This window comes from Odoribacter laneus YIT 12061, from assembly GCF_000243215.1.
Classification (GTDB): domain Bacteria; phylum Bacteroidota; class Bacteroidia; order Bacteroidales; family Marinifilaceae; genus Culturomica; species Culturomica lanea.
The window spans coordinates 59,517-70,904 of the sequence record NZ_JH594597.1; the positions used below are offsets into that span (position 1 = coordinate 59,517).

Consider the following 11,388-nt stretch of genomic DNA (forward strand, 5'->3'; position numbering starts at 1 on the left):
TTCAGACCATGTCTGAAATCATGCTGATTTATATCTTTAAATTCTGACATCATATCAGAATTCAAATGTAAACAATATTTTAAAATGTTACAATTTTATAGAACTTTGTTTCAAATAAAATCTTGCAGATTTCCATTTTTCCTTCTTTTCTTTCCTTTTTCCGCTGTCTTAGGCTTCATTTTACCTGCAACAAATCGACAATCCGGTCTACAATATCTGTAGCTACTTCTTGTTTGGATTTCAAATCATAAGCGAATTGTTGCTCTTTTCTATCAATCACAGTCACCTTATTGGTATCCCCACCAAAACCGGCACCTTTGTCCCGGAGGCTATTGAGTACAATTAAATCCAAGTTCTTTTTCCGAAGTTTGAGAACCGCATTGCAAGCCTCATCATCCGTTTCTAAAGCAAAGCCTATCAGCAATTGACCGGCTTTTTTTCTTCGTCCCAATTCAGCAGCAATATCCTGAGTGGGTTGTAATTCCAGATTTAAATCCATTTTCCCCCTTTTTATTTTTGTACCGGACTTTTCTTTGGGAGTAAAATCCGCCACAGCGGCACAGGAGACGACTATATCACATTGATCGGCAAACTGCATGACCTGTTCAAACATCTCCCCGGCAGATACAACATCAACTCTCCGGATAGCAGCAGAAATAGTCTTGAGATTTACCGGTCCAGCAATTAAAATCACCTCCGCTCCCCTGGCCGCAAATTCCTCGGCCAATGCAAACCCCATTTTTCCTGTAGAGTAATTTCCGATAAAACGTACAGGATCGATTCTCTCATAAGTAGGACCAGCTGTCAATAAAACCTTCTTACCTGTCAGATCTTTTTTTTCTTGCCAAAGGGTAGACAAAAAAGCCACAATTTTTTCCGGTTCTTCCATGCGTCCTTTGCCCGACAACCCACTGGCAAGTTCTCCTTCTTCCGGTTCTATAATCCAGTTTCCATAGGATTTCAATACGTTCAGATTCCGTTGTGTGGCGGGATGCCGGTACATATCCAAGTCCATTGCCGGAGCCACCGCTACAGGACATTTGGCCGAGAGATAAGTGGTCAGTAATAAATTATCTGCAATTCCGGCAACCATCTTCCCGATGGTATTGGCAGTTGCCGGAGCAATCAGCAATAAATCCGCCCATAATCCAAGACTTACATGAGAATGCCAATCTCCATTTTCAGGATTGTAAAAATCGACTAATATCGGATTTTTAGACAAGGTCGCCAGGGTTAAGGGGGTAATAAACTCCTTTGCCAAAGGAGTCATGACGACTTTTACCTCAGCCCCTTCCTTTACCAACAAGCGAATTAAAGTAGCAGCCTTATAAGCCGCAATACTTCCGCTTATTCCTAAAATAATATGTTTTCCTTTCAGCATAATAAAAATGATTGGAAATAAACCTCCGGAAAAAACCAAAAAAGCCACTTTTGAGTGGCTTTATAGATTAATCTTCTTTTGCAACTTTTTCCCTATCCTTTTCTGTCGCAGGATTACGGAAATAAATCTCATCATCTAAAAACTCCTGGGTAGCAATCAGGACAGGTTTCGGAATTCGTTCGTAATATTTCGAAATCTCAATCTGCTCGCGATTTTCAAAAATCTCTTCCAGATTATCGGCATAAGAAGCAAATTCTTGTAGTTTCCGGCTCAATTCATCTTTCATTTCAACAGAAATTTGATTTGCTCTTTTTGCAATAATAGCAACTGCCTCATAAATATTCCCGGCCTTAGCTGAAAAAACAGCCGGGTTACGGGTAACCGTATTATTCGGCGCCTTTACTTTTTTAAAATCTACCATAATTGATTTTATATTAATTTACTTTATTCGTCAAATTTGTAATTATCCAGAAAAGCATTTATCGTGTCATACTTCTTTTTGAGTTCATTGGCATATTTACTGTTCGGATATTCATCGGCAAAATAATAATATTCCTCTTTGGCAGCGTTATAACGCTCTAATTTTTTATCCTCCACACTATTGACTGCCATTTCATATTTCGCATTAAAAAGCATATACATGATTTCCTCCCTGTATTTAGAGCCAGGATAATCTTTCAGACAATTCTGTAAACTTACGACGGCTGCTTTATAATGTTCACGTAAATAATAATTTTTAGCACTGAGGTAATCTTTATAGGCTAATTTATCCAATAATTCATCGATATATCCGTTTATTTTTTCTTTCCGCATACTGTTTGGATAACGGTTGAGGTAAAGCTGAAAATCCTGAATGGCTTTTAAACTCGTCTGTTGATCCAAACGCGGCCGTGGAGAAGCCATGTAATTGCAATACCCCATCATATACAAGCATTCCTCTGCATAAGAACTTTCCGGATAAAGGGAAACAAATTGCTTAAAAAGCTCTGAAGCGTATTGATATTCTTTTTGATTATAAGTACAGAAAGCCCGATAATAAGCTATACTCTGAGCTTTACTGGTCCCGGTAAAAATAGAGCGGATCCCATCGAACAAATTCATCGCTTTCTGATATTCACCCTTATTATAGTACTCTATAGCTTTAGAATACACATAGGGATAATCCGTACTTTTCAAAAGCTTTTGATATTCACCGCAAGAACTGAACATCAGTACAACCAGAATAAATCCTATTATTTTCTTCATAAAATGAATGCTTTTTTTGCAACATGCAAAGATACAGCATAAATCCCAACAAACAACAATTTTAGGTGAAAACTAAGGCTCAAAAACTTAAAAATTGTTTTTTTAAGTTCTTTCCCTTCTTAAAAAATCTGTTTCTTCCTTTCCTTCTATTGTTTTTTACCCTCTCTGCTATTTTTTAGTTTTTAGCTTTCCGCTTTTAGTTTTATTAATTACCTTTGCTTCAAATTTAATGATATTCTAAAAATTCCAAAATAGTAAAGACGTGGACATTTTTGAAAGAGTAAAAAAACAGAAAGGAAATATCGGTCAATATGCAAAACAAGCTCATGGCTATTTTGCTTTCCCGAAACTAGAAGGGGAAATCGGTCCCCGGATGAAATTCCGTGGCAGAGAAGTGTTAAACTGGAGTCTGAATAATTACATTGGTCTGGCAAACGACCCGGAAGTAAAAAAGGCAGATGCAGAATACGCTGCCCAATGGGGACTTGCTTACCCCATGGGAGCTCGTATGATGAGTGGCCAGACTTCCCGTCACGAATACCTGGAATCTCAACTGGCGGATTTTGTCGGCAAACCAGACGCTTTTCTGTTAAATTTCGGCTATCAAGGAATGATTTCTATCATCGATGCGATGACCAGTCGTTTCGATTGCATTGTATACGATGCTGAATCTCATGCCTGCATTATGGACGGTTTACGGCTTTCGCCAGCAAAACGTTTTGTGTATGTACACAACGATATTCCGAGTCTCCGTAAGCAACTGGAAAGAGCTACCAAATGGGTGGAAACGACAGGCGGAGGAATCCTGGTTATTACCGAAGGTGTATTCGGCATGGCAGGCGACTTAGGTAAGCTGGACGAAATTACCGCTTTGAAGGAAGAATTTGACTTCCGTTTATTAGTAGACGACGCTCATGGTTTTGGAACAATGGGGCCTACAGGAGCAGGAACAGGAGAACATTTCGGCGTACAAGCCAAAATTGATCTCTATTTCGGTACTTTTGCCAAAGCTATGGCTGGTTTCGGAGCATTCGTCGCTACCGAAGAGGATATTTGTATGTATCTCCGCTACAATATGCGTTCTCAAACTTTTGCAAAATCCCTGACCATGCCTATGGTAGAAGGCGCTATCAAACGCTTGGAGTTGCTGAGGACACAACCGGAACGCCGCGAAAAATTGTGGCAAATTGCTCATGCCTTACAAACAGGACTGAAAGAAGACGGTCTGAATATTGGAAAGACAAATTCTATGGTCACCCCTGTCTATCTTTCCGGTAGCGTAGCTGAAGGAATGCAAGTAACCACCGATCTGAGAGAAAATTACAATTTATTCTGCTCTATCGTTGTTTATCCGGTTATTCCCAAAGGTCAGTTATTGTTGCGCCTGATCCCCACCGCCACTCATACGCTTGAAGATGTGAAATACACTATCAAAGCCTTTAAGAATGTTGCTGAAAAATTAGCAAAAGGCGAATACAACAAAGAAACATTGGTGGATGCAAATAATTTGTAATCCCTCCCGCTTATAAAAAAATGTCCCAAAGCCTGTTTGGGACATTTTTTTATAATTTATTCAGCAGCTGACGAGCCTTACGAATCATTTCCGCAGCCGATTGTTCAGGCAATCTGTCAATTTCAAAATCCGCCAACATTTTTTCAATTCGTTTTAAACCAGCCGTATTGTTCTTTTCTTCGCATTCGTTTTTCAGGATCCGGATTTTCTCATAATCCTGTATTCCCTCAATCAATCGTTCCATACGTATAGACGAACGTCCGCCCGGGTAAACCAAATAACAATCTCCTCCGCCAAAAGCCCGGAAACGGGAATCTCTCAACGGATCTTTTGTCCAACTATTGTAAGCCCACCGCAGATACCCATCAAAATTTTTGGCCGCTGCATACCATCCCAGCCAAGCGGATTCTGCCGGAGGCGAAAACGTAAAGGTATTGGGATACGATTCAGAACAACAGGTGTAATAGGTACTTATTTTACCGCTTTTCCTCCTTTCCTGCAGTACTTTTTCCGGAAATACCTGAGCAGATGCTAAGCAATAATCGAATATATCGGCTTCAATATCCGCATGATAATTACCTGCCAAAGCTATCTGAAAAGCCGGATCAGCCTCTCGTATGATGCGGATGGCTTTTTGCATAGCCTTCATCGGTCGCTCATCCATAGCAATAGTTGTTATCTCGAACCAACCTTTTTCTTTTAAATGCCGGGCAAAATCCATCAAAAATGGCTGCCAATAAGCTATATATTCCGGACTTCCCACATCCGCCCGGATGGATTGGAAGGAATCAGAAGCCTGGTCAAAATACCGGAAAGAAAGATCCCAAGGAATCATCGTATAACAATTGATCTGTCGGTCAATCCCTAATTCCATCATAAACTCTACCCATTTATCAAACACAGCATAATCGTATATCCATTTCCCTTCCAACGTTTTCACCCGCATCACCATCGATTTGAAATAATCCTCTGTTTGCCCTCCCCAAGGCTTATGCATAATACTCGCTGTTATTGTCTTCTGACCGGCATCCGCCAATAATTGCATCAGCGGACGCATCGCTTCCAGATGCTCCTCACTCCAAAGAGGTAAATCATAAAACCGGGCTACAGCATAGGGATTCTGCCATAAATCAAGCCGGAACGCCCAGTCCCCGGGCGCCGGTAACTGTCTGGAAGAGACATTCAATTCTATCGTTAAAGGGGCGATTTCTTCCCGATTAAAAGTTAACTTTCCCCGATAAATACCCGGCGGAGTCTCTGACGGCACCCGTACCGTTACCCATAAGGGACGTACACTCTTTGCCTCTATACACTCTATTACATTCCGGTCGATGACATCCGCGACCAAAGAAGAATCAAACAAAGTCCGGTCCGGCCTATATCCACAAGTCCCCCTTTTATCTTTATTTAGTTCATCTGTCATAACATAACGGACAAATCCGGCATTTACATGTTGGGCCGTAATTTTTCCCCCTCCCGCAGCTTCCAAATCACTGACCGAAACCTCCACCTGCTTCAGATCTTTTAAAGTCCGTATAAAAGCCTGCGCATTTACCCGCTCACCTCTCCAAGCCCTTCCCTTCCACAGCTGACGCCTTACCAGAGAGCGGGGAATTTCCGTTTTCACGTAACGGACATCCGTAGATCCCCAACTAACAAATACAGAATCCTTCAATTTACTCCATTCTTCAACAGCTGCTTTTCTAGCATCCGTCAATTCCTCATATTCCGGTTGCCAGCGAAAACACTGAGCATTCCCCTTCTCGGGGATAGATACCAAACCAATGACACACACATAAAGAATAAACACCACTTTTTTCATAATCTTTCTATTAACGCATCACTTTCTTTTACTATTTCATTAAAAATCAGCATATCAACTTTCAAAAAATAGTTTACCTATCAGCCCTGAAAAACCACCCACCGGGCTGAAAAAAATCCGAAGACAGCCCTCCGTTATTTTTTATAATACTTCATCGCTTCCGGCATTTCAGCTTTCAAATCAGCAATCCGACGACTGTCGGAAGGATGCGTAGACGCAAATTCAGGAACTTTCTGACCAGAAGAGGCCGCTGCCATTCGCGTCCAAAAATCAACCGCTTCATGAGGATCATAACCGGCAATAGCCATAAAGATCAATCCCAAACGATCTGCTTCACTTTCGTGTTTCCGGGAAAAGGGAAGGACAAGGCCGTAATTGGCTCCCAGGCCAATGGCCGCTCCCAATACTGTCTGAGTGGTTTCCGGCTTATTTTTTAAAGCATAAGCCGCTGCTACACTTCCAGCCTGTACCAACATCTGTTGACTCATACGCTCATTTCCATGCCTGGCAATCGCATGTGCTATCTCATGCCCCATGACAACAGCAATCCCGGCATCAGTTTTACATACCGGTAAAATTCCTTCGTAAAAAACGACTTTCCCTCCCGGCATGCACCAAGCGTTCATTTCCTTACTTTGTACTAAATTGAATTCCCAGTTAAACCCCTCAATCCGAGATTCCATTCCCTGAGACTTTAAATAAGTTTCCACAGCCTGAGCTATTTTCTTACCGATATTTTTTATTCTAGCCGTATTTTTTGCATCCGTAGACAATTTGTTTTCTTTTAAAAAATCCTGATAAGAAGTCAGACTCAGTTGCATGATTTCTCCTTCCGGATATATCAAAAGCTGCTTACGCCCCGTAATCGGAACCGTTGCACATTGCTGAAACAAATATGCCAAAATCACTATAAAAAAAATTCTCACAACTTTCATAATCTCCTTTTTTACCTATACTTTTTTACTTACTGAAACTGCCGAAGGTTTCAAGGAGATGCAAAACATTTAGCTCAACAAAAAAGGTTACCTGAATAAAATCCCGGCAACCTCTTATTTTACCAACAATAATCTAAAAATTTCTTTATACAGATACCTCCCTGCCTCCGCCAACAACCTGTTCTTATCCAACCCCAAGGGATTCTGCCCCAAAGGATCAAATAATCAACATGGCATCCCCATAAGTACCAAACTTGTATTTTTCTTTCACCGCCACATCATAGGCTTTCATGACATTTTCATACCCTCCGAAAGCAGCTACCATCATCAATAAAGTGGAATAAGGCAAATGAAAATTAGAGACAAATGCATCCGGCACACTAAAATCATAGGGAGGGAAAATAAATTTGTTCGTCCATCCCTCAAATTCCGTCAAACGCCCTTTAGTTGTGACACAACTCTCCAATGTTCTTACAACAGTCGTACCAACAGCACAGACCTTCCGTTTTTCATCTTTGGCTTCATTGACAATCTTTACCGTTTCCGGCGTTACAATAATCTGTTCCGAATCCATTTTATGTTTTGTCAGATCTTCTACATCCACTTCCCGGAAATTACCCAAACCGACATGTAACGTCAAAAAAGCAAAGTTTATCCCTCTGATTTCCATACGCTTCATCAACTCCCGACTAAAATGCAATCCGGCAGTCGGAGCAGCAACAGCTCCTTCATTCTTAGCAAATATGGTCTGATAATTCTGTGCATCTTCCGATTCCACTTTCCGGTTGATAAACTTTGGCAGAGGTGTTTCCCCTAAATCATATAATATCTTTTTAAACTCGTCGTAATCTCCATCGAACAGAAATCTCAAGGTACGGCCTCGCGAAGTTGTATTGTCAATTACCTCTGCCACTAAACTATCGTCTTCTCCGAAATACAACTTATTCCCAATTCTAATTTTTCTAGCCGGATCGACCAATACATCCCAAATGCGCAAATCCTTATTCAATTCTCTCAGCAAAAAAACTTCTATCTCCGCCCCTGTCTTCTCTTTGTTTCCATAAAGACGGGCCGGAAAAACTTTTGTATCATTGAATACAAATACGTCTTTTTCTTCAAAATAGTCGATAATATCCCTAAAAATCTTATGTTCAATTTTTCCCGTCTTTTTATCCAACACCATCAAACGACACTCGTCCCGATTAGGCGTCGGATGAAGGGCTATTAAATCAGAAGGTAATTTATATTTAAACTTCGATAACTTCATATCTCTAATTTTATATTAACCATAAGTATCCACACAATGAAACACTTGGAACACTTTTCTCTTCTCTTTCAAAAGAAACGCCCAAGTTCAAAATAAGTTGCGCAAGTTAGGCTTTTTCTTGTAAAAAAGCAATCAAATCTTCCATTTTATTTGCCTTTTCCACTTGAAATTCCCCTATCCGCGTACGTCTCAAATCAGACAAATAACCTCCACTTCCACAAGCCTTTCCAATGTCATGAGCCAAGGAACGAATATAGGTGCCTTTCCCACATACAATACGGAGTTCTACATAAGGAAGTTCGAAGTTAACTACCTCTATTTCTTTAATATAAACCTCCCGGGGTAACATCTCCGGTCCTTTCCCCTTGCGAGCCTTTTCATAAGCCCGCACGCCATCTATCCGCACAGCAGAATACACAGGGGGGATCTGCTGAATTTCCCCTACGAATTGTAAAAGTACTTTTTCAAAAGATTCCCGGGTAATATGCTCCCAAGGATAATTTGCATTGATTTCTGTCTCCAAATCAAAGGAAGGAGTTGTAGCTCCCAAACAAATACGGGCCAGATATTCCTTTTGCTGCCCCATGTAGCGTTCGATCTCTTTCGTCCACTTCCCAATACATATGATCACCAAACCCGTAGCCAAGGGGTCCAAAGTACCTGCATGCCCGACCTTCAGCTTCCCATATTTTTTCCGTAAACACCAACGTATTTTGTTCACCACATCGAAAGAAGTCCATTTCAGTGGTTTATCCACTAAAACCAAAGCGCCTTCCCCAAACACCCCTTCTTCCTTAAATAAAATCATATTTCATCAAAATCGATTGTATACCGAATCATTTTACAATTAAGAGAACCACGCCCACAATCAAACAATAGACGGCAAACCAAATTAATTTTCCTTTTTTGACCAGATTCAACATCCAACTACAAGCGATATAACCGGAAAGAAAAGCAGATATAAAACCGACTAACAAAGCCGAAGTAGTAATTCCACTCTGCCCCTGAGAAAATCCGCCTTTCATCAAATCCAGTAAAGCTTCTCCCAAAATGGGTACTAACACCATCAAAAAAGAAAATTTAGCTACATTCTCTTTATTATTTCCCAACAAAATTCCCGTAGCTATCGTCGAACCGGAACGAGATAAGCCGGGGATAACAGCACAAGCCTGGGCCAAGCCTATAATAAACGCATCTTTAAAAGAAATTTTTGTCTTTACACGCGGCTTCGCATAATAAGCAAAAGCCAATAAAGCAGCCGTTACCAACAAAGCTCCCCCTACCACCATCAAACCAGAACCGAAAAGAGCCTCCACATAATCTTTAAAGAAAAAGCCTACAATCCCTACCGGAATCATAGATATCACAATTTTAGTGATATATATCGTCTCTTCATTCCATTTAAACCGGAATAATCCGGCCAACAAAGCAGCAACCTCTTTCCGTAATACCACAATCGTACTACACACAGTAGCAGCATGTACGACAACGGCGAAAGTGAGATTCTCCTCTCCCTGAATTCCAAAAATCGCATTAAAAATTTGAAGATGCCCGGAACTACTTACCGGTAAAAATTCCGTAAGGCCTTGGATAAGCCCCAACACCATAGCTTCTAACCAATCCATATTCTTCTGAAATTAAAACGGGAAGTTCTCTATCCCTCCTCTTCCCTATCCATAATCTAATTGTCCTACTCCTTAAGATTTTCTTTTTTCTCCCGAGGTTTCCTCATTATTGCCCAAAAAACAAATCCAAAACCTCCCAACACCACAATAGGAGCCAGCGTTATTCTCCTAAAACTGAATATATCATAATTAAACTGATTCGGATCTTCACTTCCTCCGCCCATCATCAATATAAATCCCAAAATGACAATTCCGAAACCAATCAATATCATTTTATAATTCCCTACCGGTATCGGGAAACCGGCTTTATTTACGGAATCTTTTACGTTACTACTTTTTGCCATATTCTTTCTTTTCAATTTTTATACATCTCAGACCTGATAAAGATCATTCAGATCCTTGTTCAAATAAGTAACCACGGACAACCAAGAAGAAAAAAAGGAAAGCAAAATACCCGTGATAAACACAAATACCACCATAATAATCAATATCTGATTGTTCAGTATATTAATCACTCCTCCCACTTCTTGCTGCAAAAAATAAACGGCTGTCAATAAAATGACATTCGCAAACATACTTCCGAAAAAGCCAAACCATACCCCATCCCGGATAAAAGGCTTACAAATAAAAAAGGGCTTAGCTCCTACCAATTGCATCGTTTTAATTAAAAAACGTTGGGAATAAACCGATAAGTGAATCGTATTCCGGATCAACGTAAAGGAAATTAAAACCAAAGCTGCCCCCGCAATGAGAAGTATCAAACTGATCTTACGAATATTCTCGTTAATATATTGCACCAATGATTTCTGGTAAGAAACCTCTTGAACGATGTCGTAAGCAGAAAGATTTTTCTCTAAAATAGCCAGAGAGTCATTGTTGGCATAAAGCGGATTAAGCTTTATCTCAATAGAAGACAACAGAGGATTATACCCCAAAACCTGTTCAAAATCCTCTCCTAATTCTGCTTTAAAATTACGGGCAGCTTCTTCTTTGCTGACAAAAACGGAAGAGAGAACAAAAGGCTTGGTATCCAAAATCTTTTGCATCTTTTTCACTTCTGCCTCATTGACATTATCTTTTACAATAATGGAAAAACCGATATTTTGTTTTACATGATCAGAAATAAACCTTGCATTTAACAGAATAAATATCAAAATCCCTACCACAACCAACACCAAGGCAATACTCAATGTAGAAACGAAATAGGAACCGACAACTCTTCTGCTTTTTTTCCCGGTCATTTTACTTTTTCTTAAAAACCTGACAAATATAATAATAATCTCCTCGTCCTACAATAATTTGAATACGTTCTATCCGATAAATCTCTCTTCTTTCTCCATTTTTTTTCTTTTTTCCTTTCCTTTTCCGAAAGTCTTAAAAATATTTTTTATGATTTTATTTGTACAAACTAAAAAACACCTTATATTTGCAGTCGCTAAAAGAAAAAGTTCTTTTACATAAGTGAAAATTCAATTGGCAGAACACGACCTTGCCCCCAGAAATACAAATTTCCGACCTTGGCAAGGAAACGATTCTAAAACTGAATTCATCGAAATGCGAAAATAGCTCAGTTGGTAGAGCACGACCTTGCCCCCAGAAA

General features: G+C 40.0%; 11 protein-coding genes. 1 reads left to right on the forward strand and 10 read right to left on the reverse strand.

Annotated features, from left to right (window positions below; genetic code table 11):
- Positions 1 to 175: 175 nt before the first annotated feature.
- From coaBC to HMPREF9449_RS12575, 3 genes are all read right to left on the reverse strand, one after another.
- Complete coding sequence (gene coaBC / locus HMPREF9449_RS12565) at positions 176 to 1,384, reverse strand: bifunctional phosphopantothenoylcysteine decarboxylase/phosphopantothenate--cysteine ligase CoaBC (protein WP_040611990.1); 1,209 nt, start codon at positions 1,382 to 1,384, stop codon at positions 176 to 178.
- A gap of 64 nt (positions 1,385 to 1,448) precedes the next feature.
- A complete protein-coding gene (locus HMPREF9449_RS12570) occupies positions 1,449 to 1,802 on the reverse strand; it encodes a DNA-directed RNA polymerase subunit omega (protein WP_009137640.1) in 354 nt (117 codons plus the stop codon).
- A 23-nt stretch (positions 1,803 to 1,825) separates the two neighbouring features.
- A complete protein-coding gene (locus HMPREF9449_RS12575) occupies positions 1,826 to 2,626 on the reverse strand; it encodes an outer membrane protein assembly factor BamD (protein ID WP_009137641.1) in 801 nt (266 codons plus the stop codon).
- A gap of 262 nt (positions 2,627 to 2,888) precedes the next feature.
- Here HMPREF9449_RS12575 and HMPREF9449_RS12580 point away from each other — a divergent pair, with 262 nt between their 5' ends.
- Positions 2,889 to 4,139 carry an aminotransferase class I/II-fold pyridoxal phosphate-dependent enzyme gene (locus HMPREF9449_RS12580; protein WP_009137642.1) on the forward strand — a complete coding sequence of 417 codons (1,251 nt, stop codon included), beginning with the start codon at positions 2,889 to 2,891 and terminating at the stop codon, positions 4,137 to 4,139.
- A gap of 49 nt (positions 4,140 to 4,188) precedes the next feature.
- Here the strand turns inward: HMPREF9449_RS12580 and HMPREF9449_RS12585 are convergent, their stop codons facing one another.
- From HMPREF9449_RS12585 to HMPREF9449_RS12615, 7 genes are all read right to left on the reverse strand, one after another.
- Entirely contained in the window at positions 4,189 to 5,961 is a 1,773-nt protein-coding gene (locus HMPREF9449_RS12585) for a DUF4091 domain-containing protein (RefSeq protein ID WP_009137643.1), read from the reverse strand.
- A 134-nt stretch (positions 5,962 to 6,095) separates the two neighbouring features.
- Positions 6,096 to 6,896 carry a M48 family metallopeptidase gene (locus HMPREF9449_RS12590; RefSeq protein WP_009137644.1) on the reverse strand — a complete coding sequence of 267 codons (801 nt, stop codon included), beginning with the start codon at positions 6,894 to 6,896 and terminating at the stop codon, positions 6,096 to 6,098.
- 217 nt (positions 6,897 to 7,113) lie between these two features.
- Positions 7,114 to 8,163, reverse strand: a complete 1,050-nt coding sequence (queA, locus tag HMPREF9449_RS12595) for a tRNA preQ1(34) S-adenosylmethionine ribosyltransferase-isomerase QueA (RefSeq protein ID WP_009137645.1) — start codon at positions 8,161 to 8,163, stop codon at positions 7,114 to 7,116.
- Positions 8,164 to 8,269: 106 nt separating this feature from the next.
- Positions 8,270 to 8,971, reverse strand: coding sequence for a tRNA pseudouridine(55) synthase TruB (gene truB / locus HMPREF9449_RS12600; RefSeq protein WP_009137646.1), 702 nt, complete (start codon positions 8,969 to 8,971; stop codon positions 8,270 to 8,272).
- A 28-nt stretch (positions 8,972 to 8,999) separates the two neighbouring features.
- Positions 9,000 to 9,788, reverse strand: a complete 789-nt coding sequence (locus HMPREF9449_RS12605; protein ID WP_009137647.1) for an undecaprenyl-diphosphate phosphatase — start codon at positions 9,786 to 9,788, stop codon at positions 9,000 to 9,002.
- Between the two features lie 65 nt (positions 9,789 to 9,853).
- Positions 9,854 to 10,132: a DUF3098 domain-containing protein gene (locus HMPREF9449_RS12610; RefSeq protein WP_009137648.1), complete on the reverse strand. Its 279-nt coding sequence runs from the start codon at positions 10,130 to 10,132 to the stop codon at positions 9,854 to 9,856.
- A 27-nt stretch (positions 10,133 to 10,159) separates the two neighbouring features.
- Positions 10,160 to 11,029 carry a cell division protein FtsX gene (locus HMPREF9449_RS12615; RefSeq protein ID WP_009137649.1) on the reverse strand — a complete coding sequence of 290 codons (870 nt, stop codon included), beginning with the start codon at positions 11,027 to 11,029 and terminating at the stop codon, positions 10,160 to 10,162.
- Positions 11,030 to 11,388: the final 359 nt, after the last annotated feature.